Below are 25,745 nucleotides of genomic sequence, written 5' to 3'. Positions count from 1 at the left end.
CCGGCCGCGCAATCGTTAACAATGTGCGCGGTGTGGCATTTTATTGCCACAGCTATCCCTCGAACGCGTCAGGAGTACAGTGTTGGAACACAATCCCCAAACGCCCACCGCCACGATGAAAGACGTGGCCGAGAAAGCGGGCGTTTCAACCGCGACCGTCTCGCGCGCGCTGATGAATCCGGAAAAGGTGTCGGCGGCGACGCGACAAAAAGTCGAGCAGGCGGTGGCTGCCGTCGGCTATGCGCCGCACGGTGTGGCGCGCAACGCCCGTCGCGGCGAGACGCAGACGATTCTGGTGATTGTGCCTGACATCTGCGATCCCTTCTTTAGCGAAATTATTCGCGGCGTAGAAGTCACGGCGGCGCAGGAAGGCTATCTGGTTCTGATTGGCGACTGCGCGCACCAGAACCAGCAGGAAAAAAACTTTCTCGATCTGCTGCTGACGCGCCAGATCGATGGCATGGTGCTGCTCGGCTCGCAGATCCCTTTCGATCCGCTGAATGAGGAGCAGCGCAACTTGCCGCCGATGGTGATGGCGAATGAGTTCGCGCCGGAAATGTCGCTGCCCACCGTACATATTGATAATCTGACGGCCGCTTTCGAAGCGGTAAATCATCTGTTGCAGCTGGGCCACCGTCAGATCGCCTGCATCGCCGGTCCGGAAGAGATGCCGCTGTGCCAGTACCGCACGCAGGGCTATATTCAGGCGCTGCGCCGCAGCAACCTGACCATTGACCCTGGCTATATTGTGCGCGGCGATTTCAGCTTCGAAGCAGGCGCGCAGGCGCTGAAGCAGTTAATGGCGCTGCCGCAGCCGCCGCGCGCGCTGTTTTGTCACAGCGATATGCTGGCGATCGGCGCAATGAACCAGGCCAAACGCCTCGGCCTGCGCGTGCCGCAGGACCTGTCGATCGTTGGCTTTGACGATATTGAACTGTCGCGCTACTGCGAACCGCCGCTTACCACGGTCGCGCAGCCGCGCTATCAGATTGGCCGCGAAGCGATGCTGCTGCTGCTGGATGAACTCCAGGGCAAACGGGTAAATAACGGTTCGCGTCTGCTGGATGCCGAACTTACCGTGCGCGGCAGCACGGCCCCGGAAATTAAGCGCGAGAAATAACCGCTGTTTTCCGGTATTTTCAGTAGATTCTTAAGGCGAACACTGCTGGTCAAAGTTCCGACCCTTGAGTAACATGGCGGACTCCTTGCCGGGCGGTCTTTCAAAGCGTTTTCGCCCAGTTGGCACGATTTTTTTGAAGGGTATCAGAACGAGAGTGGCACAGAGAGATTACGTAAGCCGCGGGCGTTCAACAGGGACGCGTCGCAAAAAAAGCAGCACCAGCCGTGGAAAGAAAAGTAAAGGCGGCTCAGGTGTTTCCAAAATTATGGTGGTACTGGCCGTTGCGGTGCTGGTGACCTTTGCCGGTGGTTTATGGTTCCTTGCGCATCATAAAAAAGAAGATGTGCCGGTGATCCCGGATCATAAAGCCAACGGCAACGGTCTGCCGCCGAAGCCTGAAGAGCGCTGGAAATATATCAAAGAGCTGGAAAACCGTCAGGTCACGGTGCCTACCCCAACGGAACCGTCGGCGGGCGGCGAAATCCAGTCGCATACGCAGCTCACTGATGAACAACGACAGCTGCTGGAGCAGATGCAGGCGGACATGCGTCAGTCACCGACGCAGCTGAATGAAGTGCCGTGGAATGAACAGACCCCGGCGCAGCGTCAGCAGACATTGCAGCGTCAGCAGCAGTTGCAGATGCAGTCGCGCCAGCAGCAGACGCCGCAAAGCGCTCCGCCGCGCCAGACGCAGACGATGCCGCAGCAGAGCGCCCATCCGTCTCAGACGCCGTCGCAGAGCACGCGTCAGGCGCCGCCGCCGCGCCAGACGCAAACCCAGCAGCCTGCGCCTGTTACGCGTGAGCCTGCCCAGGAGACCGCAAAGAAACCGGCGGAAAAACCGGCCTCTTCGCAGCGCTGGATGGTGCAGTGCGGCTCGTTCAAAGGCACCGACCAGGCGGAATCCGTGCGCGCCGGTCTGGCGTTTGAGGGTTTCGAAAGCCGTATTACGACCGGTGGCGGCTGGAACCGCGTGGTGATAGGGCCCTTTAAAGATCGCAGTAGCGCCGACAGCACGCTGAAGCGGCTGCGCGGCAACGGTCATTCAAACTGCATTCCGCTTTCCGTCGGGGGTTGAATCCCGCCAAACCCGCCCCATATCTGGTTGCATGATGCGCCGCGCCCTGCCGCGCGGCGCTTTTTTTCTACTGCAACAAGGGGTCTGCCCGTGACAACAATAGTAAGCGTACGACGCAACGGACGAGTCGTTATCGGCGGTGATGGCCAGGCAACGCTCGGCAATACCGTGATGAAAGGCAACGTAAAAAAAGTGCGTCGTCTTTACAACGATAAAGTGATTGCCGGTTTCGCTGGCGGCACAGCAGATGCCTTCACGCTGTTTGAACTCTTCGAACGAAAACTGGAAATGCATCAGGGTCACCTGGTGAAAGCGGCTGTCGAACTGGCGAAAGACTGGCGTACCGATCGCATGCTGCGCCGTCTTGAAGCGCTGCTGGCGGTGGCGGATGAGAACGCCTCGCTGATCATCAGCGGCAACGGCGACGTTATCCAGCCCGAAAACGATCTGATCGCCATTGGTTCCGGCGGTCCTTTCGCCCAGGCCGCAGCGCGCGCGCTGCTGGAAAACACCGAGCTGGGCGCGCATGACATTGTCGCGAAATCGTTAGATATTGCGGGCGACATCTGCATCTACACCAACCACAATGTTAACTTCGAAGAACTGCCGTCCAGGGCGTAAGGATTAAACATGTCTGAGATGACTCCTCGCGAAATCGTCAGCGAACTGAATCGCTTTATCATCGGCCAGGACGGCGCAAAACGTGCAGTCGCTATCGCGCTGCGTAACCGCTGGCGTCGTATGCAGCTTGACGAAGAGCTGCGCCACGAAGTGACGCCAAAAAATATTCTGATGATCGGCCCGACTGGCGTCGGTAAAACCGAAATCGCCCGTCGCCTGGCGAAACTGGCCAACGCGCCGTTTATTAAAGTGGAAGCCACCAAGTTCACCGAAGTGGGTTACGTCGGTAAAGAAGTGGACTCGATTATTCGTGACCTGACCGACGCTGCGGTGAAAATGGTGCGCAGCCAGGCGATCGAAAAGAACAAATACCGCGCCGAAGAGATGGCGGAAGAGCGCATTCTTGACGTACTGATCCCGCCCGCCAAAAACAACTGGGGCCAGCCGGAGCACAGCAGCGAACCTTCTGCGGCGCGCCAGTCGTTCCGTAAGAAACTGCGCGAAGGCCAGCTGGACGATAAAGAGATTGAGATCGATCTGGCTGTCGCGCCAGCAGGCGTCGAGATTATGGCGCCTCCAGGTATGGAAGAGATGACCAATCAGCTTCAGTCGATGTTCCAGAATCTGGGCGGCCAGAAGCAGAAGCCGCGCAAGCTGAAAATCAAAGACGCGATGAAGCTGCTGATCGAAGAAGAAGCGGCCAAGCTGGTGAATCCCGAAGAGCTGAAACAGGATGCGATCGAAGCGGTAGAGCAGCACGGTATCGTGTTTATCGATGAGATCGACAAAATCTGTAAGCGCGGCCAGTCGTCTGGCCCGGATGTGTCGCGTGAAGGCGTACAGCGCGACCTGCTGCCGCTGGTAGAAGGCTGTACTGTGTCGACCAAGCACGGCATGGTGAAAACCGACCATATCCTGTTTATCGCCTCAGGCGCGTTCCAGGTCGCCAGCCCGTCCGATCTGATCCCGGAACTGCAAGGTCGTCTGCCGATTCGCGTCGAGCTGCAAGCACTGACCGTAAACGATTTCGAGCGCATTCTGACCGAGCCGAACGCGTCTGTGACCGTACAGTACAAAGCGTTGATGGGGACCGAAGGCGTTAACGTCGAGTTTACCGAAGATGGTATTCGCCGTATCGCGGAAGCGGCATGGCAGGTAAACGAAACCACTGAAAACATCGGCGCGCGTCGTCTTCACACCGTACTGGAGCGTCTGATGGAAGATATTTCCTATGACGCCAGCGATCGTCACGGCGACTCTGTGACCATTGATGCCGAGTATGTCAGCAAGCATCTGGATGAGCTGGTGGCGGACGAAGATCTCAGCCGCTTTATCCTGTAATCGACTTTTCTCTGCGCTTGCACAAAGTCCGGCCAGTTGGCCGGGCTTTTTTTATCTGCATGCTGCTGATGCAGCGCCTTTTTTTCCACTGATGATTTTGCCAACAATCCGCAACTGACGGTATACTTACCGCTCCTGTGGCAAACAGATGGAACCACCATGAAATACGATACCTCTGAACTCTGCGACATCTACCATGAAGACGTGAACGTTGTGGAGCCGCTTTTTTCAAACTTCGGTGGCCGCACCTCATTTGGTGGTCAGATAACCACAGTGAAATGTTTTGAAGACAACGGCCTGCTCTACGATCTGCTGGAAGAGAACGGTCGGGGTCGCGTGCTGGTTATCGACGGCGGCGGATCGGTACGTCGTGCGCTGGTTGACGCGCAGCTGGCTCGCCTGGCGGTAGAAAACGAATGGGAAGGCCTAGTGGTTTACGGTTCTGTGCGCCAGGTGGACGATCTGGAAGAGCTGGAAATTGGCATTCAGGCGATTGCGGCCATTCCGGCGGGCGCAGCGGGCGAAGGCATTGGCGAAAGCGACGTGCGCGTTAACTTCGGCGGTGTGACTTTCTTCTCCGGCGACCATCTGTACGCCGACAATACCGGCATGATCCTCTCCGAGGATCCGCTCGACATCGAGTAACGTCGGAAACGAAAACGGGAGCGCGCCGCTCCCGTTTTTCATTCTACTGAGGCGCTTACACCTCTTCCATTTTTCCCAGCAGTGCACGCAGGCGATCCTGCCACAGATGCTGCTCTTCCTTCAGCTGCTGATTCTCGCGCACCAGCGAGTCATGATTGCCCGCCGCCTGCTGCGCTTCGTTTTTCAGCGTGTTGTTCTGCTCTTTCAGCTCTTCGATTTCCATCTGCAACAGGGTGATGGTATCAATCGCCTGCTGAACTTTCGCTTCAAGTTTCTCAAATACTTCAAATGACATCTTTCTGACCTCTCCTAAATTCTCGCAGGGCGTTGATGATGCCAGCCTTAGCGCGTGACGCCCTGTATCAGCCAGGCCAGCAACAATGTTTCCGATTGTATGTAGCCTGATAGCGCAAGTCCAGCGACGCGGGACCTGCGGCCGCAGTCTGTAACACTTTTCGGCTTATGCCTGGCCGCTTGCCGTCTGGCCTGAAGGGCATTCAAAGCGAGGCGGCGCAGGTGATGAAATGATGTTTCATGAAAGGCAAAAGGCGCGAAAACGCGCATTTTTTTGACCTGGTACACAGATTTCGATTTCGCTATTTCTCGTTTATGCTCGTTAACGATAAATTTACACCAGCCCTACAAGAGAGCTGGGAAACTCATGGAATGAGAACAAAAACTGATAAAATTTAACCTCGCTTCAGGAACACCACTATGAGTCAGACAACGAACACGCTGAAAGGTCAATGCATTGCCGAATTTATCGGAACCGGTCTGATTATCTTTTTTGGCGCAGGCTGCGTAGCCGCGCTAAAACTGGCTGGCGCCGCTTTCGGTCAATGGGAAATCTGCATCATCTGGGGTCTTGCCGTCTCAATGGCCGTTTATCTTACCGCTGGCGTATCGGGCGCGCATCTTAACCCTGCCGTCACGGTCGCGCTCTGCCTGTTTGCCAGCTTTGACGGGCGCAAAGTGGTGCCTTACATTCTGGCGCAAATCGCAGGCGCGTTTTGCGCGGCCGCGCTGGTTTATGGTCTCTACTACAGCCTGTTTTTCGATTACGAGCAAAGTCATCAGATGGTGCGCGGTACGGTTCAGAGCCTGGACCTGGCCGGTATCTTCTCTACCTACCCTAACCCGCATATCAGCGTGGGACAGGCGTTTCTGGTTGAGCTGGTGATTACCGCAGTATTAATGGCCGTGATCATGGCGCTGACCGATGATGGCAACGGCGTGCCGCGTGGCCCGCTGGCTCCGCTGTTGATCGGCCTACTGGTCGCGGTGATTGGCGGCTCTATGGGACCGCTGACGGGCTTTGCCCTTAACCCGGCGCGTGATTTCGGACCTAAGCTGTTCGCCTTCTTCGCTGGCTGGGGTAACGTGGCCTTCACGGGCGGCAAAGATATTCCTTACTTCCTGGTGCCGATTTTTGGCCCGTTAGTCGGAGCCTGTCTGGGTGCCTTTAGCTATCGCGCGCTGATTGGCCGCCATCTGCCGGGTGCGGCGTTGGCCAGCAGCAAAACAGAAAAACCGGTCGCACGCGCTGAGCAGCGTAAAGCGTAAGTTTCACTTTTCATCGGGAATGCATTATGACGACTACCACTGATAAAAAATACATTGTAGCGCTCGACCAGGGCACCACCAGCTCACGCGCCGTTGTGCTGGATCATGACGCTAACATCGTTGCGGTATCCCAGCGCGAGTTTACGCAGATCTATCCAAAAGCCGGCTGGGTTGAGCACGACCCGATGGACATCTGGGCATCGCAGAGTTCGACGCTGGTCGAAGTGCTGGCCCATGCGGATATTCGTTCTGATGAAATCGCCGCAATCGGCATCACCAACCAGCGCGAAACCGCTATCGTCTGGGATAAAGAGACCGGCAAACCGATCTATAACGCCATTGTGTGGCAGGATCCGCGTACCGCGGACTACTGTAACAAACTGAAAAAAGAGGGGCTGGAAGAGTATATCCAGCATACCACCGGCCTGGTGATTAACCCCTACTTCTCCGGCACCAAGGTGAAGTGGATCCTTGACCATGTGGAAGGCGCGCGCGAACGCGCGAAGCGCGGCGAGCTACTGTTCGGCACCGTGGATACCTGGCTGGTATGGAAAATGACGCAGGGCCGCGTGCATATCACCGACCACACCAACGCCTCTCGTACCATGATGTACAACATCCACAAACTGGAGTGGGATCAGCGCATGCTGGAGATCCTCGACATTCCGCGCGAAATGCTGCCGGAAGTGAAAGGTTCTTCAGAAATTTATGGCCAGACCAACATCGGTGGTAAAGGCGGTACGCGTATTCCGATCGCCGGTATCGCAGGCGACCAGCAGGCGGCGCTTTACGGCCAGCTCTGCGTGCAGCCGGGCATGGCGAAAAACACCTACGGCACCGGCTGCTTTATGCTGATGAACACCGGCACCGAAGCGGTGACCTCTTCGCACGGCCTGCTGACCACTATCGCCTGCGGCCCGCGCGGCGAGGTGAACTATGCGCTGGAAGGCGCGGTCTTTATCGGCGGCGCGTCTATTCAGTGGCTGCGTGACGAGATGAAACTGATTAGCGACTCCACCGACTCGGAATACTTTGCCCTGAAGGTGAAGGATACCAACGGCGTTTATATGGTTCCGGCCTTTACCGGTCTCGGCGCGCCCTACTGGGATCCCTATGCGCGCGGCGCTATTTTCGGCCTGACGCGCGGCGCTAATGCCAACCACATTATTCGCGCGACGCTGGAATCGATCGCCTACCAGACGCGTGACGTGCTGGAAGCGATGCAGAATGATGCCGATACCCGTTTGCAATCGCTGCGCGTAGATGGCGGCGCGGTTGCCAACAACTTCCTGATGCAGTTCCAGTCTGACATTCTCGGCACGCGCGTTGAGCGTCCGGAAGTGCGTGAAGTCACCGCGCTGGGCGCAGCCTATCTGGCAGGCCTGGCCGTCGGCTTCTGGAGCGATCTGGAAGAAGTGCGCGCGAAAGCGGTGGTGGAACGCGAGTTCCGCCCCAGCATCGAAACCACGGAGCGCAACGTTCGCTACGCAGGCTGGAAGAAAGCCGTGGCGCGCGCGCAGTCATGGGAAGACCACGAAGAGTAGTCGATTTACCTCTCGCCCGCGGACTCTGCCGCGGGCTTTTTTTTGCCCTTCCGCGCTGTGCTACACTGCCCTTTTTTCATCAGGTGCAGGCCATGAAACGAGAACTCGCCATAGAATTTTCCCGCGTAACTGAAGCTGCGGCTTTAGCAGGCTATCGCTGGCTGGGGCGCGGCGACAAAAACGCGGCTGACGGCGCCGCCGTCCACGCCATGCGACACGTCCTTAATACCCTGGAGATTGACGGCCAGATTGTGATTGGCGAAGGGGAGATCGATGAAGCGCCCATGCTCTATATCGGCGAAAAGGTCGGCAGCGGGCGCGGCGATGCGGTAGATATTGCGGTCGATCCTATCGAAGGCACGCGCATGACCGCCATGGGTCAGGCCAATGCGCTGGCGGTGCTGGCCGTCGGTGATAAAGGCAGCTTCCTGCACGCGCCTGATATGTATATGGAGAAGCTGATTGTCGGCCCGGCGGCGCGCGGTCATATCGATCTTAACCTGTCGCTGGAGACCAACCTGCGCAATATCGCGGCCGCGCTGAATAAGCCGCTGTCCCAGCTAACGGTCTCCATCCTTGCCAAGCCGCGCCACGACGGCGTTATCGCGCAGCTGCAACAGCTTGGCGTGCGCGTATTCGCCTTTCCAGACGGCGACGTAGCGGCCTCAATCCTGACCTGTATGCCCGACAGCGAAGTCGATGTGCTGTACGGCATCGGCGGCGCGCCGGAAGGCGTGGTGTCGGCAGCGGTTATCCGCGCGCTGGATGGCGATATGCAGGGGCGTCTGCTGCCGCGTCACGAGGTTAAAGGCGAGAGCGAGGAGAATCGTCGCATTGGCGAACAAGAGCTGGCGCGCTGCGATGAGATGGGCATTAAAGCAGGCGACGTGTTACCGCTGGCGCGAATGGCGCGCAACGATAACGTAATTTTCGCCGCCACCGGCATTACCAGCGGCGACCTGCTGAAAGGCATTACGCGTCAGGGCAATATCGCCACCAGCGAAACCCTGTTGATACGCGGTAAGTCGCGCACCATCCGCCGCATCCAGTCGATCCACTATTTAGATCGCAAAGACGCGGCGCTGCATCCGTTTATCCTGTAACCGTACCGCGCTCGCTTTCAGGCTGTCGCGACAGCGGCAGCCAGCAGAGCAGCATCACCAGCGCTGTAGCGAACATCAGCATGCCCAGGCTGAACTGGTCGCGTTGCGGCAGCAGCGCAGACGCCCAGGCGACCACGCCCGATCCCAGGTTCTGCAAGCCGCCGATCAGCGCGCCCGCGCTGCCCGCCAGCCACGCATAGGGCTCCATCGCGCCGGACGTCGCCAACGGAAACAGCATGCCGGCGCCAAAGAAGAACAGCGCGGCTGGCACCAGCAGCGTCCAGATATTCATCACGCCAAACCACGCCGGGATCCACATCAGCGCGCCCGCCAGCAGGCAGCTGTTTACCCCGGTCCACATCAGGCTATGCCAGGAACGCGCTTCGCGGCCGGCAAACCACGCGCCGAAAAAGGCAGCGGGGATCGGCAGGATAAACAGAATACTGACGGTGAACGCATCCAGCCCCAGCACGCCGCCCAACAGCACGCCGCAGCTCGCTTCGAATACGGCGATACCCGCCAGCGCGCCGATCAGCAGCACAATAAAACGCACAAAGCTGGCATCGCTAAGCAGACGCTGATAGCGCCGGAAAAACGGCGTGACCTCGCCGCCGTGCGGACGCGTCTCCGGCAGCCAGCGCATCATCGCGCCCGTTACCGTCACGCAGAGCAGCAGCAGGAAGGCGAAACAGGCGTGCCAGCCAAACAGCTTCGTCAGCAGCGCGCCTATTACCGGCGCCAGCAGTGGGCTGACCAGCAGCCCCATATTCAGCAGGCTGTTGGCCTGACGCAGCGCAACGCCAGCATAGAGGTCTCGCGGCATGGTGCGCGCCATCACGCCCGCCACGCCGGTGCCCAGCCCCTGAACCGCGCTGCCCAGCACCAGCACATTCAGCGACGGCGCCAGCATAGAGGTGACGGCGCCGGTCATAAAGATCGTCATGCCGGCCAGGATCACCGGACGGCGACCCACGCTGTCAGAGAGCGGGCCGTAGATCAGCTGCGATCCGCCATAGGTCATCAGATAGGCCGCCATAACGCGCTGTAGCGTGCCGTCATGCACGTTAAGCGCCTCAGCCATGCTGGCCATCGCCGGGACATAGATCGTCTGCGCCATCTGCCCAACCGCCAGCATAAGAATCAACATCAGCAGCAGCGACCGATTTTCCATCTTCTTCATCGACATCTCAGTCCGGGAAACAAGGTTAATACAGCAGCAAAACGCGCTGTAGCGAGATAATGGCGGGCAAAATATCAGGATTACGTGACAAATCGAGAGGCAGGCGCAAAGCTGTCCGCGAGAATTCGTCAAGTTTTCGTACCACCCTGTCAACGGACAGCAACATTGTGTTCCGGCGTGCGGCGCATTTGTCGATTAGAGCCTAAAAACGGGCGCGCCAGTGGAAAATCCGCCGTGCAGCCGCGATGATAGTTATGTGCCTGAAAAATCAACGACCGGGAGAGTAGAGATGGCTGAGTGGGTCAATGCGCAAGTAAAGGAAGTGAAAAACTGGACGGACGCACTGTTCAGCCTGCGGGTGCATGCGCCGATCGATGCCTTCACCGCCGGGCAGTTTGCCAAGCTGGCGCTGGAGATAGACGGGGAACGCGTACAGCGCGCCTACTCATACGTTAATGCGCCCAGCGATCCCCTGCTGGAGTTCTACCTGGTGACGGTACCGGAAGGCAAACTGAGTCCGCGCCTTCAGGCGCTCAGGCCGGGAGATAACCTGATGGTGACCAAAGAGGCCGCCGGCTTTTTCGTGCTGGATGAGATCCCGCCGTGCAACACCCTGTGGATGCTGGCGACCGGCACGGCCATCGGTCCTTATTTATCTATTCTGCAACAGGGCGAGGGGCTGGATCGCTTTGAGCATATCGTTCTGGTGCACGCGGTGCGCTACGCTGCCGACCTGAGCTATCTGCCGCTCATGCAGTCACTCCAGCAGATCTACAACGACAAGCTGCGTATTCAGACCGTGGTCAGCCGTGAAACCGCGCCCGGCTCGCTGACTGGCCGCGTGCCGGCGCTGATTAACAGCGGCGAGCTGGAGCGCGCAGTGGGTCTGCCTGTGGACGCGGAGTCGCATATTATGCTGTGCGGCAATCCGCAAATGGTGCGCGACACCCAGCAGTTGCTGAAAGAGACGCGCGATATGCGTAAACACCTGAAGCGCAAACCCGGACACATCACCAGCGAGCATTACTGGTAAGGCCCTGTTGCTGTGCGGTTAATCTCATTTTTCGTGAAATTATGACCGCAGCGCTTTTGACTTTTACCGGTAAAACCCGTTCTAATTTGCAGCAAAGTTTACTGGTCAGAGCCAACGAAATGAAGAATTTGCCCGGCGCGCTGCTGCTGAGTGTTGCGCTAACGGCCCCGGCATTTGCCGACAATCTACCGCTGCGCGAACGCAGCGGATCCGTGCCTGCCGCACCCTATCTGCTGGCGGGCGCGCCAACCTTTGATATGACCATTGGTCAGTTCCGCGAAAAATATAACGCGGCCAATGCCGATCTGCCGCTGATGGAGTATCGCGCCATCGACAGCCGAAACGACAGCAGCCATCTGACGCGGGCGGCAAGCAAAATCAGCGAAACGCTTTATGCCTCCACCGCGCTGGAACAGGGAACCGGCAAGGTAAAAACCCTCCAGCTGACCTGGCTGCCCGTGCCGGGACCGGATCAAAAGGTCTCTCAGGAAAAGGCGATGGCCTATATGGCGGCGCTGCTGCGTTTTTTCGTCACGGGATTATCCCCGGACGAGGCGCGACAAAAGCTCACGGCGTTACTCAGCGAAGGCAAAGGGATGCGCTACTTTTCCCGCACTGAAGGCGCGCTGCGTTTCGTGGTGGCCGACAACGGCGACAAGGGGCTCACCTTCGCCATCGAGCCGATAAAACTGACGCTGCCCCCTGCCGATCAGAGCGGCAAAAATGACGAAAAGCAAAGCCATTAACCTGAGAGATCTCTATACTGTCTGGCAGTCCAGGCTGCCTGTCGGCAGTTTAATTTAATGAATCGCGTAACGCGGAGGATAGAATGCGACATCCATTGGTTATGGGTAACTGGAAACTGAACGGCAGCAAGCAGATGACGAGCGAGCTGATTGACGGCCTGCGCAAAGCGCTCTCCGGCGTTGATGGCTGCGGCGTAGCGATCGCACCGCCCGCTATCTATCTCGACCAGGCAAAGCATGCTATCTCCGGCAGCCATATCGCGCTGGGCGCGCAGAATGTTGACGTGAACCTGTCCGGCGCGTTCACAGGCGAAACCTCCGCCGACATGCTGAAAGACATCGGCGCGAAATACATCATTATCGGCCACTCTGAGCGCCGTACTTATCATAAAGAGAGCGACGAGTTTATCGCGAAGAAATTCGCCGTGCTGAAAGCGGCGGGCCTGGTGCCGGTGCTGTGCATCGGTGAAACCGAAGCGGAAAACGAAGCGGGCCAGACGGAAGAAGTGTGCGCGCGCCAGATTGACGCCGTGCTGGAAACCCAGGGCGCAGAAGCCTTTAACGGCGTGGTTATCGCCTACGAACCCGTCTGGGCGATCGGCACCGGCAAATCCGCGACGCCAGCGCAGGCGCAGGCGGTGCATAAATTTATTCGCCAGCACATCGCGAAGAAAGATGCGGCGGTCGCTGAGCAGGTCATTATTCAGTACGGCGGTTCCGTTAACGACAAGAACGCCGCAGAGCTTTTCACTCAGCCAGACATCGACGGCGCACTGGTTGGCGGCGCGTCGCTGAAAGCCGATGCGTTTGCCGTTATCGTCAAAGCTGCGGCAGAAGCTAAAAAGGCGTAATGCCGCGAATGAACCACAGAGGCGGCTCCAGAGCCGCCTTTTTTTACGGCTGCAAAATCCGGCAGCTGTGATCCTGCAACTCTTCCGCCGACCCGCGATTCAGCAGCAACCAGTTACGCTCCAGCGCCATCAGCGCCAGTCGCCCATCCGGTAGCGCCGCCAGCGCGACGCCATATTTGCCCAGTTCGCCGCGCGCATCGGGGACCTCATTCGCCATGCGAATAAACACGCTCTGCTGCGCCAGCTCCGGCAGCGTAAGCGTGCGTATCAGATAGTTGTGCTGAGACAAGGTTTCAGGCTGCCAGCGGCTGGAGAGCGCAGGCGTCAGTTGATCCAGCCTGTGCCGCACGTCGGGGCGCAGACAGGAGATATGAATATGCAGCTGATTCTGCGTGCGGCCGTATTCAGCGTTAATCGCCAGCGACAGCGCGCTGTCCGCGATGGGCGCGCCGCGCCGCGCCGCCAGCTGCGTGCGCGCCTGCCAGGCGAAGGCAAAGAAGTTGGGTGTGGCGGGCTGCAACAGCGCGGGACTTTCCATACCGGTGATTTTTGCCAGCGGGATCAGTAAATACTGTAGCGGCCCGTTAAGATCTTTTAGCAGCGCATAGCCTTCTTCAGGTTCGACGCGCTGGCAGGGCGCTGGCATTCCCGCGGCGCGCTGGTGCGGCTCGCATTTTTCACTGACGATTTGCCACAGCGCATCGCTGTTTTTTTGCAGGTGAATGGCGGCAATGACCAGGCCGCTGATAAGGATAAATAACAGCACGGCAATCAGACGACGCCCCTGCATAGCCACGCTCCTCTCCAGTCATGTGCCTGTATCCTCGCCTGCCTGCGCCTTATTGTCACGGACAAATAAAAACGGCCAGCACGCTGGCTGACCGTCTTTACTGCACAGGACGATTAGGGCTTCATGACCTGATCGTAGGTACCGCCATCGGCGAAGTGCGTTTTCTGCGCCTGCGTCCAGCCGCCGAACTTGTTGTCGATAGTAAAGAGTTTCACCGGCGCGAAGGCGCTGGCAAATTTCTTCGCCACTTCCGCGTCACGCGGGCGGTAGAAGTTTTGCGCCGCAATGGTCTGGCCTTCTGGTGAATAGAGATACTTCAGATAGGCATCCGCCACTTTACGCGTGCCCTGCTCGTCGACCACTTTATCCACAACGGAAACCGTCGGCTCAGCCAGAATGGACTCGCTCGGCGTAACGATGTCGAATTTGTCTTTACCCAGCTTTTCAACCGCCAGGTAGGCTTCGTTTTCCCAGGCGATCAGCACATCGCCAATGCCGCGCTCAACGAAGGTGTTGGTTGCGCCGCGCGCGCCGGAGTCCTGAACCTCAACGTTTTTAAACAGCGCTCTGACGTAAGCCTGAGCTTTCGCCTGATCGCCATTGTTTTGATCCAGCGCCCAGCCCCATGCCGCCAGGTAGTTCCAGCGCGCGCCGCCTGAGGTTTTCGGGTTTGGCGTGATCACAGAAACGCCTGGCTTGATTAAATCAGGCCAGTCATGAATACCTTTTGGATTGCCTTTGCGCACCAGAAATACAATGGTGGACGTATAGGGCGCGGAATTGTCCGGCAGGCGTTTCAGCCAGTTTTTATCAATGCGGCCGCGCTCGGCAATAGCATCAACGTCAGACTGAAGCGCCAGCGTAACGACATCGGCACGAATGCCGTTAATAACGGAAGTGGCCTGCTTACCTGAGCCGCCGTGCGACTGGCGGATAACCACATTATCGCCGGTCTCCTGCTTGTAGTGCGCCGCGAAAGCCTTGTTGTACTGTTCATACAGCTCGCGCGTAGGATCGTAAGAGACGTTCAGCAGCTGGTAATCCTTTGCCAGAACGCTGGCAGAGGCCAGCAAAAGGGTAAGACCGATACTCCACTTGTTCATTATGCACTCTCCCGATGTCATCAGGCCCGTAGCGTGACATAAACTATTTTAGAGCTAAAAGAATTAAAAATAAGGTTTTATAACCGGCAGGAATATGATGAGCAGAACAAGGGCGCGCAGGTCGTGCGCGCCGGGCAGAGCGGAACTCAGTAAAGTTTTTTCGCTGTTTCCAGCCAGTCGCGTTTAAACGGACGCTTCATATTTTCGATGGCGTCGATAATGTCGTGATGCACCATCTTCTCGTTCTGGATACCGACGCAGCGACCGCCGTAGCCCTGGAGCAGCAGCTCGATAGCGTAAGCGCCCATGCGCGAGGCGAGGATACGGTCATAAGCGCAAGGCGCGCCGCCGCGTTGAATATGGCCCAGCACGGTCGCGCGCGTTTCGCGTTTCGTTTCCGCTTCAATGTATTTTGCCAGATCGTCGATGTCGCAGATGTGCTCGGTAATCGCCACGATAGCGTGCTTTTTCCCTTTGGCGATACCGGCTTTAATCTCCATCACCAGCTCTTCGCGGGTGTAGGGGATCTCTGGCAGCACGATAAATTCGCAGCCGCCCGCGATGGCCGCCGCCAGCGTCAAATCGCCGCAGTAGCGGCCCATCACTTCTACGATAGAGATGCGCTGATGTGAAGAAGAGGTATCGCGCAGGCGGTCGATCGCTTCAACCACCGTTTCCAGGGCAGTGAAGTAGCCGATGGTATAGTCCGTGCCGGCGACGTCGTTATCGATGGTGCCGGGCAGACCGATGCAAGGGAAGCCCATTTCGGTCAGACGTTTTGCGCCCATATAGGAGCCGTCTCCGCCGATGACCACCAGCGCATCGATGCCGCGCTTTTTCATATTCTCAATCGCGACCTGACGCACTTCATCGTTACGGAACTCCGGAAAGCGCGCCGAGCCAAGAAAGGTTCCGCCGCGGTTAATCATGTCCGATACGCTGTAGCGGTCGAGATTAATCATGCGGTCTTCGTACAGGCCCAGATAGCCGTCATAGATACCAAAAACTTCCAGTCCTTCGCTCAGCGCTGAGCGCACAACACCGCGAATGGCTGCGTTCATGCCTGGGGCGTCGCCGCCGCTGGTCAATACACCAATTTTTTTGATCATGACAACCTCTGGATTGTTAAAACGAAAAGTTAATCCTGCCTGTCGTGCGCCGCCAAGCGGCAACTCATTATGCGCGACCCGTGATGGCAGATAGTATATCAAAGGCTTGCTGCTGAATTGATTCAGGTCAGACAAGTTTTCACTAAATTTTTTGCAGTTATGTTAGCGCTTCGTCATTTTAATTAGATGTAACTGATTCAATTCGGTTAAAAGCCAGCAGAATTTTGCTGCTCAATCGGCACGACCGAGCAGGGATCCTGGTGAATAATCACATCCGAGCCGGGAAAGCGCTTAAGCAGCGCTTTCTCAACCTGATCGGCAACGCGATGCGCCTGCACCAGCGGTAAATTGTCATCCAGTTCAAGGTGCAGCTGTATAAATTTCGTCGGTCCCGACTGGCGCGTACGCACGTCGTGAACCCCTTCCACGCCGGGCCAGTTCAGGGCAAGCGTCAGAATAATATTGTGCTCTTCTTCAGGCAGCGCGCGGTCCAGCAGCGACTGCACCGCGTCATAGCCCATACGCAGGGCGCTATACAGAATAAATGCGCCGATACCCAGCGCGAACAGCGCATCCGCGCGAGCAAAGCCGTAGCTGCTCAGTCCCAGCGCAATCAGGATAGCGCCGTTCATAATCACATCAGACTGGTAGTGCAGCATATCGGCACGAATTGCCTGACTCTGCGTATGGCGCACAACCCAGCGCTGAAAGGCCACCAGTAGCAACGTTGAACAGAGCGCGATCAGCGTGACTACCACCCCGACCAGCGGCGCACGCAGGTGATTGGGAGAGGCCAGATGCTGGATGCCCGTTAAAAACAGGAACAGCGCGGATCCGGAAATAAACATGCTTTGCGCCAGCGCGGCCAGCGACTCTGCTTTGCCGTGACCAAAAGTGTGGTTGGCGTCCGCAGGCTGCAACGCATAGCGAACAACGAGGAGATTCGTCAGCGAGGCGGCAATATCGACCAGCGAATCAACCAGTCCAGCCAGCAGGCTAACCGAGCCGGTATACCACCAGGCAAAAATTTTCACGATCAACAGGCTGGTTGCCAGAACCGTCGCGGTAAGCGCAGCGCGCTTGACCAGACGAGCATAGGTGGGCTGCATAATTTACTCCCTTGCCATGACTGGCATGCCCCCGACACAAAGGAATGGTGAAAGTTTATCATCTGCTGCGTCGTTACGCCTAAACATGAGATAACCGGGAGGGGGAAGTGAAGGATGCCGCATAATAAAAACAAACCCCGCCCTCAAAGAGGACGGGGCGCTGTTTCCCGGCCGGGAAACACACGATTACAGCTTCGCTCTACAACAATCAGGAAGAGCTGCGGCCGCCGCCGTGGCTGCTCTGACCGCCTTTTTTGCCTGCTTCAGAGGCTTTTTCACGGTCATTCTTGAAGTTACCGCCGCTGTGTTGTCCGCCTTTTTTACCAGCTTCAGAGGCTTTTTGCGGGTTTTCTGCGAAATTGCCTGAACCACCACGATGTTCTGCCATAACTTACTCCGTTAATATATTCAGATTGATTTACGTAATGTGGTTAATGCACTCCATTTATATTCCCGGGATGTGCGCCTTCCTTGCTGCGACAGGATTAATTGTAGAAGCGGTCAGCGATAATTCAAGAAAAAGAAAAATAATAATAAAACTTTGATTATAAATGAATTTTACACCAAGCCGCAAAATTTACTTTCTTATGATCATATATTTAAATAATTAATCGCCTCGCTTAAAATATTATAAGCGCCTCGCTTAACGATATATTAACCAGACATAACTTATGCCTTCGCGTAAATAACCGAGGCGCTATAAGCGGTTATTTTGTTAATTATCTTTTTATTTTAGGGTGTTAGTACCCTTCTTAAATGAAGTGTTAATCCCTGCGCCGCCGTTTTCGCCAGGCGTTGACATTGCCGCCGGAAGCGCGCAAAAAGGCAAAAAAAACCCCGCCGTCATGGCGGGGAAGACAGGGATGGTGTCTATGGCAAGGAAAACAGGGATACTATGTTACTGGTTACTGCTGGTACTACTCACTGCATGCAGCGATGACGCTGGCTGCAAATTTGAGAGCTTGCGTAACTCGCTGAGACGCCGCTCATAATTCTTTTGCAACGTGGCCTGCTGGGCCGGCGTTAGCAAGTGGTACATCTGGTTACGAATGCGCGCCATCTCGACATGCTGTTCTACCTGCGCCTGCGCTATTTTTTCTGCCTGCGCGCGGATAGCCGCTTCGTTAAATTTGTCTGCCGTAATCAGGTCATGCATGCTTTCGATGTCGCCGATGCTGACGGGAGGACGTTCATATCGCGCCTGCTGCATCAGATCCCGCATCTGTTGACGCTGTTCTTCCGTCAATTCAATGCCATCGAACATGTGGCTTTGTGGATTTTGCGTCATACTGCCTGTCGTCAATCCACCGTGATGCATGTTGTCAATCGTCGTCGTGTCTGCTTCTTCTGCGCTGGCATGATTGAGAACCATCGCTGAGGCAAGGACGACGGCGGTTACTGTACGCATCGTTTACTCCAGTTCGTTCCGTTTTACGATTCAACGAGAGCCAGTGTACGGCGACAGCTGCAAACATCCGTCAGGGGGTGTAAAACTACGTAAAGCGTTGGATTGACAAGTCAGGAACACGGTATTTTGCCTGCGGAGGGCAATAAAAAATGAATAAAATCCTGTTGGTTGACGATGACCGCGAATTAACTTCGCTGCTTAAAGAACTGTTAGAAATGGAAGGATTTGAAGTGGTGGTAGCCAGCGACGGCGAACAGGCGTTAGGCCTGCTGGATACCTCTATCGATTTGCTTTTACTCGACGTGATGATGCCGAAAAAGAACGGTATCGACACGCTAAAAGAGCTACGACAGCAGCATCAGACGCCCGTTATTATGTTAACAGCGCGCGGAAGCGAGCTGGATCGCGTGCTGGGCCTCGAACTGGGCGCAGATGACTATTTGCCTAAGCCTTTTAACGATCGCGAGCTGGTGGCGCGTATACGCGCGATTCTGCGCCGTTCTAACTGGAGCGAACAGCAGCAACAGCATGACAATAGTTCGCCGACGCTGGAAGTAGACTGCCTGCGTCTTAATCCAGGCCGCCAGGAAGCCAGCTTTGACAACCAGACGCTGGATCTGACCGGCACGGAGTTTACCCTGCTCTATCTGCTGGCGCAGCATCTCGGTCAGGTCGTCTCGCGCGAGCATCTGAGCCAGGAAGTGCTTGGCAAGCGGCTGACGCCGTTCGACCGCGCCATTGATATGCATATCTCTAACCTGCGCCGCAAACTGCCTGAGCGTCGTGATGGCCATCCGTGGTTTAAAACGCTACGCGGACGCGGCTATCTGATGGTCTCGGCGTCATGATTGGCAGTCTGACTACCCGCATCTTCGCTATCTTCTGGTTAACCCTGGCGCTGGTGTTGATGCTGGTCTTAATGGTGCCCAAGCTGGATTCTCGCCAGATGACCGCGCTGCTGGACAGTGAGCAGCGCCAGGGCACCATGATCGAACAGCATGTTGAAGCCGAACTGTCGCAGGATCCCCCTAACGATCTGATGTGGTGGCGACGCCTGTTCCGCGCTATCGAAAAATGGGCGCCCCCAGGCCAGCGCCTGCTGCTGGTCACCAGCGAAGGCCGGGTAATCGGCGCGCAGCATAACGAAATGCAGGTGATCCGCAATTTTATCGGGCAGTCCGATAATGCAGACCATCCGCAGAAAAAGAAGTATGGCCGCATTGAAATGGTCGGTCCCTTTGCCGTACGCGACGGCGAAGACAATTATCAGCTCTACCTGATTCGCCCTGCGACCAGCTCGCAGCTCGACTTCGTGAACCTGCTGTTTGACCGCCCCCTGCTGCTGCTGATTGTCACTATGCTGATCAGTTCGCCGCTGCTGCTCTGGCTGGCCTGGAGCCTGGCGCGTCCGGCACGCAAACTTAAACATGCGGCCGATGAAGTCGCCAGCGGGAATTTGCGTCAGCATCCGGAACTGGAATCGGGTCCGCAGGAGTTCCTGGCGGCAGGCTCCAGCTTCAACCAGATGGTGAGCGCTCTCGAAAGAATGATGACCTCGCAGCAGCGTCTGCTGTCGGACATCAGCCATGAGCTACGCACGCCGCTAACGCGGTTGCAGCTGGCCACGGCGCTGCTGCGCCGCCGCCATGGCGAAGGCAAAGAGCTGGAGCGTATTGAAGTGGAAGCACAGCGTCTGGACGGCATGATCAACGATCTGCTGGTGCTGTCGCGCACCCAGCACAAGAATGCGCTGGTTAGCGAGGCGATGAAAGCGAATCAGCTCTGGAGCGGCGTGCTGGAGGATGCGAAGTTCGAAGCCGAACAGATGGGTAAGCAGCTCGACGTACCCTATCCGCCCGGACCGTGGCCGCTTTACGGCAATCCGCATGCTCTGGAGAGCGCGCTGGAAAATATTGTGCGTAACGCGCTGCGCTACTCGCATTCGCATATCACCGTGAGTTTCTCGGTCGATATCAGCGGGCTGACCGTGCACGTTGACGATGATGGCCCTGGCGTAAGCCCGGAAGATCGCGAGCAGATTTTCCGTCCGTTCTATCGGACCGATGAAGCGCGCGACCGGGAGTCTGGCGGCACCGGACTAGGTCTGGCAATTGTGGAAACCGCTATCCAGCAGCATCGCGGCTGGGTAAAAGCCGACGACAGCCCGCTTGGCGGTCTGCGGCTGACGCTCTGGCTGCCGCTCTACTCCTCCAGTCGACAATAATTTGTTATGCTCCGGCCCCTGTTATCGGGGGCCTTATGCTTAACATCGTCTTATTTGAACCAGAAATCCCACCTAATACCGGCAACATTATTCGCCTCTGCGCTAACACCGGCTTTCGTCTGCATTTGATCGAACCGCTCGGCTTTGCCTGGGACGACAAGCGTTTACGTCGCGCCGGTCTCGACTACCACGAGTTTACGGCGATTCAGAAGCATGCCAGCTACGCGGCGTTTCTGCACGCTGAGCAGCCGCAGCGGCTGTTTGCGCTGACCACGAAAGGCACGCCAGCGCACAGCGCGGTGAGTTATCAGGAAGGCGACTACCTGCTGTTTGGACCGGAAAGCCGCGGACTGCCGGCCGAAATTCTGAATGCCCTGCCCGCAGAGCAAAAGATCCGCATTCCGATGCGGGCGGAAAGCCGCAGCATGAATCTGTCGAATGCGGTGTCAGTGGTGGTGTATGAAGCCTGGCGACAGCTGGATTATGCGGGCGCGCGCCTCAGCTAAATACCGTCGCCGAACTCAAAGCCCGGTATGGTCCCGTTGAAGTGCTGATCCATATCCATTGAGGGTTTGTCGCTGGCCGGTTTACCTACAATGCGCGCCGGTACGCCTGCGGCGGTGGTGTGCGGCGGCACTGGCTGCAATACCACCGAGCCTGCGCCGATTTTCGCGCCGCGTCCCACTTCGATATTGCCGAGGATCTTCGCGCCCGCGCCAATCATCACGCCTTCGCGGATTTTTGGATGACGGTCGCCGCTGGTTTTGCCGGTACCGCCCAGCGTAACCGATTGCAGAATCGACACGTCATTTTCCACTACCGCCGTTTCGCCGATAACGATACCGGTTGCGTGGTCAAGCATAATACCGTGTCCAATGCGCGCCGCTGGATGGATGTCGACGGCGAACGACACGGAGATTTCATTCTGCAGATAAACCGCCAGCGCGCGACGCCCCTCGTTCCACAGCCAGTGGCCGATGCGATAGGCCTGTAGCGCATGGAAGCCTTTCAGGTAGAGCAGCGGCGTCGAATACTTGTCTACCGCCGGGTCGCGCTGACGCACGGCCTGAATGTCATGTGCGGCTGAGGCTATCATCGACGGATCCTGGCGATAGGCTTCCTCCACGATTTCGCGAATCGCGATAGCGGGCATAATGGGGTTGGAGAGTTTGTTCGCCAGCATGTAGCTCAGCGCGCTGCCGAGATTTTCGTGCTTCAACAAGGTCGCATGATAAAAACTGGCCAGCATCGGCTCACAGTCAGCCAGCGCGCGCGCTTCCGCTTTAATATTGTTCCAGACCAGTTCCAACTCATCAGACGACATTGCTGTTTTCTCCCGATAAAAAAAGCGCCTGAATGGCGCTACAGGTGATGACGCTGTGCATCCCGCATCAGCTTGTGCTGTTTTCGTCCTTCCTTGTACGGCCTAACAGGCTCAATGCTGCCTCTCGCGCCGGTTTTCCGCAATAGAGCACCTGATAGATTTGCTCGGTAATCGGCATTTCTACGCCGACGCGCTCAGCCAACGCTTTGACTTCTTTAGTGTTTCTGTAGCCTTCTACAACTTGTCCGATAATGCGCTGCGCATTATCCACCTCTTCGCCCTGGCCCAGCATCAGGCCAAAGCGACGGTTGCGCGACTGGTTATCGGTACAGGTCAGCACTAAATCGCCTAAGCCTGCCATGCCCATAAAGGTAGTCGGATCGGCGCCCAGCGCTGCGCCAAGACGGCTCATTTCGGCCAGGCCGCGCGTAATCAGCGCCGTGCGCGCATTGGCGCCGAAGCCGATGCCGTCGGAAATGCCCGCGCCGATGGCGATAACGTTTTTGACGGCGCCGCCAAGCTGCACGCCTGTAAAGTCGGGATTGTTGTAGACGCGAAAGCTTTTGCCGCAGTGCAGCTTTTGTTGCAGGTCATCGGCGAAAACTGCATCGGTTGCCGCCAGCGCAATCGCCGTCGGCAGGCCTGCCGCCAGCTCTTTGGCGAAGGTTGGCCCGGAAATGACTGCGAGTGGAATATCCTCGCCCAGAATCTCGCGCGCGACGTCCTGCAACAGCCGTCCCGTCTCTCTCTCCAGCCCTTTGGTCGCCCAGACGATGCGCGACTCCGGACGCAGGTGAGGCTTAATCTGGCTCAGCACCTCGCCAAAGACGTGGCTTGGCACCACCACCAGCAGATCGCGGCTGGCCGCAATGGCGCTGGCTAAGTCAGGCTCAAGCTCAAGATTGTCGGGAAAAGGGACGTCCGGAAGAAAGGCGCTATTGCAGCGGTCCGCTTGTAACTGCGCGAGATGCGCGGGATTATGTCCCCACAGCAGCACAGGATTGCCGTTGCGGGCTAAGGTGATGGCCAGAGCGGTGCCGTAAGAGCCGGCACCGATGACGCTAATCGAAGCGTGAGTACTCATCAGGCATCCTGATGTGGTTCGGCACCTTCACCTTGCTGCTGTTGCAGATAGTTCATGAACAGCGCGTCAAAGTTTACCGGAGCCAGGTTAAGCTGCGGGAAGGTGCCACGAGACACCAGACTGGTGATGCATTCACGCGCATACGGGAACAGGATGTTCGGGCAGTAAGCGCCGAGGCAGTGCGCCATTTGCGTGCCTTCAATGCCGCTGATGGTGAAGATACCCGCCTGCTGCACTTCACACAGGAAAGCGGTCTCTTCGCCAACGCTGGCGGTCACGGTCACGCGCAGGACCACTTCATAAACTTCGTCAGCCAGCTGTGATGACGCCGTATCCAGATCCAGCTTCACTTCCGGTTCCCACTCTTTCTGGAAAACCTGCGGTGCGTTCGGCGCTTCGAAAGAAACGTCTTTGGTGTAAACGCGTTGAATCTGGAATTGCATTTCGTTGGTGTTATGTTCTGACATCTGACTAAGTCCTGTGAGTTGAAAAGTCCTGCGCCGTTTACGCCTGTAGTAACGGATCTAATCCTTCACGGCCATCCAGCGCATAAAGGTCGTCGCAGCCGCCGATATGCTGCGCATCAATGAAAATTTGAGGCACGGTGGTGCGGCCGCTGCGCTTGATCATCTCTTCACGTTTCGCGGCATTCCCGTCGATAGGGATCTCCTGAAATGTCACACCCTTTTGACTCAACAGCGCCTTCGCCCGGTGGCAGAAAGGACAGGTCGCTTTGGTGTAAATCTCAACATTGGCCATATTACGTACCTCAGTGAATGTTATTTTCCGCGTACCAGCGGAAGGTTTTCTCCGCTCCAGCCGCTGATGCCGTCTTTCAGTACGGTCACACGGCTAAAGCCGGCGGCGCTCAGTTTTTCAGCCGGTTCGCTCGCGCTCTGGCCGGTCGCGCACACCACAATTATGGGCTGAGCTTTATGCTTTTCCAGCTCGCCGAAGCTGCCTTTTTTAATGTCCGCCGCCGCTACGTTCAGCGCGCCCGAAATATGTCCTCTGCGGTAATCGTCACGCGACCGCACGTCCACCACTACCGCCTCTTCTTTGTTGATCAGGCGGGTTGCTTCACCGCGGCTGATCGTTTTCACCTTAGAAAACATCCCTTTAAAGGTGGTTACAATCACCAGAACCAATAAAACGACCCATGCCAGACTGAGGATGGTGTGATTGCTTGCAAACTGCATAATTTCTTGCATGAGGGGTAAAGACTCCAGACCGGGCTAATTAAGCTAAAAATAAGGGTTCTGAGTATACCTGCGCCACTTCTCATGTACAGACGCTAAGCAATCAGAGTTACGATTTGTGCGTCATTTTCCAAAAAAAATTGCCGTATCGCAAAAATGGCGCAACGCTTATTCGGGTTTAAGGTAAATACCGACATCTTTGGAAAAGGAAATCCCGCGGCGTTGCGCTGGTAAGCGGCTGTTCATCGTGGAATAATCACTGGCCTATGAAGGGAAAAGCGACTGTTTTAGCCACAAGGACCTGTTACAGCGGAAAACAACGCCCGCTGCCTGAACGCCTGTCCACGCTCTCTTTCAGCCTGCTCTGCGCGGGCGCTCTGTTATTGCCGGTCGCCGCGCACAGCGCCGACGACAGCAAATCCCAGTTGAAATCTATTCAGCAAAATATCGCCGAAAAAGAGAAAAGCGTAAAAGCGCAGAAGCTTCAGCGCAGTAAACTGCTCGACCAGCTGCAAAGCCAGGAAAAGGTCATTGCCCAGGCCAGCCGTCAGCTGCGTGAAACCCGCAACGGCCTGAACGCGCTCAATAATGACATCAGTCAGCTGACCGCCTCGATCGCGCGCCTGGAGAAACAGCAGGCGCAGCAGGAACAGTTGCTGTCACAGCAGCTGGATGCCGCCTTCCGTCAGGGAAAGCATAACGGCGTGCAGCTTCTCCTCGGCGGCGAAGAGAGCCAGCGCAGCGAACGTATTCTCGCCTATTTCGGTTATCTCAACGACGCCCGTCAGCAGAGCATTGACGCCCTACAGAAAACACGTCAGACGCTGGGCGAGCAAAAAGCCTCGCTTGAGCAGAAACAGCAGCAGCAAAAAAATCTGTTAGCCCAGCAGCAAAGCCAGCAGGAAAAACTGCAACAGGCGAGCGCAGCGCGTAAGAAAACGCTGGACGCGCTGGAGAATGCGCTGGAAAAAGATCAGGCCGATCTGGTGGAGATGCGCCAGAACGAAAGCCGTTTACAGGACAAAATCGCCAGGGCTGAACGCGAAGCGCGCGAGCGAGCGGCGCGCGAGGCGCGCGAAGCGGAAAAAGTGCGTCAGCGTCAGGCGCAGGCGAAAGCCAAAGGCTCAACCTATCAGCCTACGCAGAGCGAACGCGAGCTGGTGGCGCGCACCGGCGGTCTCGGTCGCCCAGGCGGCCAGGCATTCTGGCCGGTACGCGGTCGTATCGAACACCGCTTCGGCGAGCAGTTGCAGGGCGAACTGCGCTGGAAAGGACTGGTCATCGATGCGCCGGAAGGATCGGAAGTGAAAGCCATCGCCGACGGGCGCGTGCTGATGGCGGACTGGCTCCAGGGGTACGGGCTGGTGGTCGTGCTGGAGCACGGCAAAGGAGATATGAGCCTCTACGGCTATAACCAGAGTGCGCTAGTGAGCGTAGGTGCTCAGGTGAAGGCGGGACAGCCTGTCGCCCTGGTGGGCACCAGCGGCGGACGCGGAACGCCATCGCTCTATTTTGAAATCCGACGTCAGGGACAGGCCGTCAATCCACTCCCGTGGTTAGGAAGATAAGT

General features: G+C 57.0%; 28 protein-coding genes. 15 read left to right on the top strand and 13 right to left on the bottom strand.

Annotated elements, in window-relative coordinates:
• Positions 1-82 precede the first annotated feature (82 nt).
• From cytR to rraA, 5 genes are all read left to right on the top strand, one after another.
• Positions 83-1,120 (top strand): DNA-binding transcriptional regulator CytR, encoded by a 1,038-nt coding sequence (gene cytR, locus BBB56_RS11210; RefSeq protein WP_123801041.1) that lies wholly within the window; start codon positions 83-85, stop codon positions 1,118-1,120.
• A 154-nt stretch (positions 1,121-1,274) separates the two neighbouring features.
• The gene (ftsN, locus tag BBB56_RS11205; protein WP_123801040.1) at positions 1,275-2,198 is read left to right on the top strand and encodes a cell division protein FtsN; all 924 of its coding nucleotides are present in this window, start codon (positions 1,275-1,277) and stop codon (positions 2,196-2,198) included.
• A gap of 90 nt (positions 2,199-2,288) precedes the next feature.
• A complete protein-coding gene (gene hslV, locus BBB56_RS11200; protein ID WP_071997483.1) occupies positions 2,289-2,819 on the top strand; it encodes an ATP-dependent protease subunit HslV in 531 nt (176 codons plus the stop codon).
• Positions 2,820-2,828: 9 nt separating this feature from the next.
• Positions 2,829-4,160 carry an ATP-dependent protease ATPase subunit HslU gene (hslU, locus tag BBB56_RS11195; protein WP_123801039.1) on the top strand — a complete coding sequence of 444 codons (1,332 nt, stop codon included), beginning with the start codon at positions 2,829-2,831 and terminating at the stop codon, positions 4,158-4,160.
• Between the two features lie 159 nt (positions 4,161-4,319).
• The gene (gene rraA / locus BBB56_RS11190; RefSeq protein WP_123801038.1) at positions 4,320-4,805 is read left to right on the top strand and encodes a ribonuclease E activity regulator RraA; all 486 of its coding nucleotides are present in this window, start codon (positions 4,320-4,322) and stop codon (positions 4,803-4,805) included.
• Positions 4,806-4,860: 55 nt separating this feature from the next.
• On the opposite strand, the gene zapB is transcribed toward rraA, so the two are convergent.
• The gene (gene zapB, locus BBB56_RS11185) at positions 4,861-5,100 is read right to left on the bottom strand and encodes a cell division protein ZapB (protein ID WP_123801037.1); all 240 of its coding nucleotides are present in this window, start codon (positions 5,098-5,100) and stop codon (positions 4,861-4,863) included.
• 419 nt (positions 5,101-5,519) lie between these two features.
• Between zapB and BBB56_RS11180 the strand changes: the two genes are divergently transcribed.
• The 3 genes from BBB56_RS11180 (at position 5,520) to glpX (ending at position 9,015) form a co-directional block, all read left to right on the top strand.
• Positions 5,520-6,368 (top strand): MIP/aquaporin family protein, encoded by an 849-nt coding sequence (locus BBB56_RS11180; protein ID WP_123801036.1) that lies wholly within the window; start codon positions 5,520-5,522, stop codon positions 6,366-6,368.
• Between the two features lie 26 nt (positions 6,369-6,394).
• Complete coding sequence (gene glpK, locus BBB56_RS11175) at positions 6,395-7,912, top strand: glycerol kinase GlpK (protein ID WP_123801035.1); 1,518 nt, start codon at positions 6,395-6,397, stop codon at positions 7,910-7,912.
• A gap of 92 nt (positions 7,913-8,004) precedes the next feature.
• Entirely contained in the window at positions 8,005-9,015 is a 1,011-nt protein-coding gene (gene glpX, locus BBB56_RS11170) for a class II fructose-bisphosphatase (RefSeq protein ID WP_123801034.1), read from the top strand.
• Here the strand turns inward: glpX and emrD are convergent.
• Positions 9,005-10,195 carry a multidrug efflux MFS transporter EmrD gene (emrD, locus tag BBB56_RS11165; protein WP_199756231.1) on the bottom strand — a complete coding sequence of 397 codons (1,191 nt, stop codon included), beginning with the start codon at positions 10,193-10,195 and terminating at the stop codon, positions 9,005-9,007. The genes glpX and emrD overlap by 11 nt on opposite strands.
• 289 nt (positions 10,196-10,484) lie before the next feature.
• On the opposite strand from emrD, the gene fpr reads away from it, so the two are divergent.
• The 3 genes from fpr (at position 10,485) to tpiA (ending at position 12,825) form a co-directional block, all read left to right on the top strand.
• Complete coding sequence (gene fpr / locus BBB56_RS11160; RefSeq protein WP_123801032.1) at positions 10,485-11,228, top strand: ferredoxin--NADP(+) reductase; 744 nt, start codon at positions 10,485-10,487, stop codon at positions 11,226-11,228.
• A 119-nt stretch (positions 11,229-11,347) separates the two neighbouring features.
• Positions 11,348-11,974 carry a DUF1454 family protein gene (locus tag BBB56_RS11155; protein ID WP_123801146.1) on the top strand — a complete coding sequence of 209 codons (627 nt, stop codon included), beginning with the start codon at positions 11,348-11,350 and terminating at the stop codon, positions 11,972-11,974.
• A gap of 83 nt (positions 11,975-12,057) precedes the next feature.
• The gene (gene tpiA, locus BBB56_RS11150) at positions 12,058-12,825 is read left to right on the top strand and encodes a triose-phosphate isomerase (protein WP_123801031.1); all 768 of its coding nucleotides are present in this window, start codon (positions 12,058-12,060) and stop codon (positions 12,823-12,825) included.
• A gap of 43 nt (positions 12,826-12,868) precedes the next feature.
• On the opposite strand, the gene BBB56_RS11145 is transcribed toward tpiA, so the two are convergent.
• From BBB56_RS11145 to cpxP, 6 genes are all read right to left on the bottom strand, one after another.
• Entirely contained in the window at positions 12,869-13,615 is a 747-nt protein-coding gene (locus BBB56_RS11145) for a CDP-diacylglycerol diphosphatase (RefSeq protein ID WP_123801030.1), read from the bottom strand.
• A 113-nt stretch (positions 13,616-13,728) separates the two neighbouring features.
• Entirely contained in the window at positions 13,729-14,718 is a 990-nt protein-coding gene (locus BBB56_RS11140; RefSeq protein WP_123801029.1) for a sulfate ABC transporter substrate-binding protein, read from the bottom strand.
• A 146-nt stretch (positions 14,719-14,864) separates the two neighbouring features.
• Entirely contained in the window at positions 14,865-15,827 is a 963-nt protein-coding gene (gene pfkA / locus BBB56_RS11135; RefSeq protein WP_033754393.1) for a 6-phosphofructokinase, read from the bottom strand.
• Between the two features lie 206 nt (positions 15,828-16,033).
• Entirely contained in the window at positions 16,034-16,936 is a 903-nt protein-coding gene (fieF, locus tag BBB56_RS11130) for a CDF family cation-efflux transporter FieF (RefSeq protein WP_123801028.1), read from the bottom strand.
• Between the two features lie 208 nt (positions 16,937-17,144).
• Positions 17,145-17,324, bottom strand: a complete 180-nt coding sequence (locus BBB56_RS11125) for a con-10 family general stress protein (protein ID WP_123801027.1) — start codon at positions 17,322-17,324, stop codon at positions 17,145-17,147.
• A gap of 510 nt (positions 17,325-17,834) precedes the next feature.
• The gene (gene cpxP, locus BBB56_RS11120; RefSeq protein WP_123801026.1) at positions 17,835-18,344 is read right to left on the bottom strand and encodes a cell-envelope stress modulator CpxP; all 510 of its coding nucleotides are present in this window, start codon (positions 18,342-18,344) and stop codon (positions 17,835-17,837) included.
• 149 nt (positions 18,345-18,493) lie between these two features.
• Between cpxP and cpxR the strand changes: the two genes are divergently transcribed.
• Genes cpxR through trmL form a run of 3 tightly spaced genes read left to right on the top strand, consistent with a single transcriptional unit; the run spans position 18,494 to position 21,074 of the window.
• On the top strand, positions 18,494-19,192 hold the full coding sequence (gene cpxR / locus BBB56_RS11115; protein WP_123801025.1) for an envelope stress response regulator transcription factor CpxR: 699 nt from the start codon (positions 18,494-18,496) through the stop codon (positions 19,190-19,192).
• Complete coding sequence (gene cpxA / locus BBB56_RS11110; protein ID WP_123801024.1) at positions 19,189-20,568, top strand: envelope stress sensor histidine kinase CpxA; 1,380 nt, start codon at positions 19,189-19,191, stop codon at positions 20,566-20,568. The genes cpxR and cpxA overlap by 4 nt, the downstream gene beginning before the upstream one ends.
• 35 nt (positions 20,569-20,603) lie before the next feature.
• Positions 20,604-21,074 (top strand): tRNA (uridine(34)/cytosine(34)/5-carboxymethylaminomethyluridine(34)-2'-O)-methyltransferase TrmL, encoded by a 471-nt coding sequence (gene trmL, locus BBB56_RS11105; protein WP_123801023.1) that lies wholly within the window; start codon positions 20,604-20,606, stop codon positions 21,072-21,074.
• Here trmL and cysE read toward each other — a convergent pair.
• The 5 genes from cysE to BBB56_RS11080 form a co-directional block, all read right to left on the bottom strand.
• On the bottom strand, positions 21,071-21,892 hold the full coding sequence (cysE, locus tag BBB56_RS11100) for a serine O-acetyltransferase (protein WP_123801022.1): 822 nt from the start codon (positions 21,890-21,892) through the stop codon (positions 21,071-21,073). The genes trmL and cysE overlap by 4 nt on opposite strands.
• A 67-nt stretch (positions 21,893-21,959) precedes the next feature.
• Positions 21,960-22,976, bottom strand: coding sequence for an NAD(P)H-dependent glycerol-3-phosphate dehydrogenase (gpsA, locus tag BBB56_RS11095; RefSeq protein WP_199756230.1), 1,017 nt, complete (start codon positions 22,974-22,976; stop codon positions 21,960-21,962).
• Positions 22,976-23,443 carry a protein-export chaperone SecB gene (gene secB, locus BBB56_RS11090; RefSeq protein ID WP_123801020.1) on the bottom strand — a complete coding sequence of 156 codons (468 nt, stop codon included), beginning with the start codon at positions 23,441-23,443 and terminating at the stop codon, positions 22,976-22,978. The genes gpsA and secB overlap by 1 nt, the downstream gene beginning before the upstream one ends.
• A gap of 37 nt (positions 23,444-23,480) precedes the next feature.
• A complete protein-coding gene (gene grxC, locus BBB56_RS11085) occupies positions 23,481-23,735 on the bottom strand; it encodes a glutaredoxin 3 (RefSeq protein ID WP_123801019.1) in 255 nt (84 codons plus the stop codon).
• 20 nt (positions 23,736-23,755) lie between these two features.
• Entirely contained in the window at positions 23,756-24,187 is a 432-nt protein-coding gene (locus BBB56_RS11080) for a rhodanese-like domain-containing protein (protein ID WP_123801018.1), read from the bottom strand.
• 254 nt (positions 24,188-24,441) lie between these two features.
• Here BBB56_RS11080 and envC point away from each other — a divergent pair, with 254 nt between their 5' ends.
• Positions 24,442-25,743, top strand: a complete 1,302-nt coding sequence (envC, locus tag BBB56_RS11075) for a murein hydrolase activator EnvC (RefSeq protein ID WP_123801017.1) — start codon at positions 24,442-24,444, stop codon at positions 25,741-25,743.
• Positions 25,744-25,745: the final 2 nt, after the last annotated feature.

This window comes from Candidatus Pantoea deserta (assembly GCF_003813865.1).
GTDB classification, from domain to species: Bacteria; Pseudomonadota; Gammaproteobacteria; order Enterobacterales; family Enterobacteriaceae; genus Pantoea; species Pantoea deserta.
The sequence above is the reverse complement of the archived record's forward strand: the minus strand, read 5'-3'. Positions and strand labels throughout refer to the sequence as shown.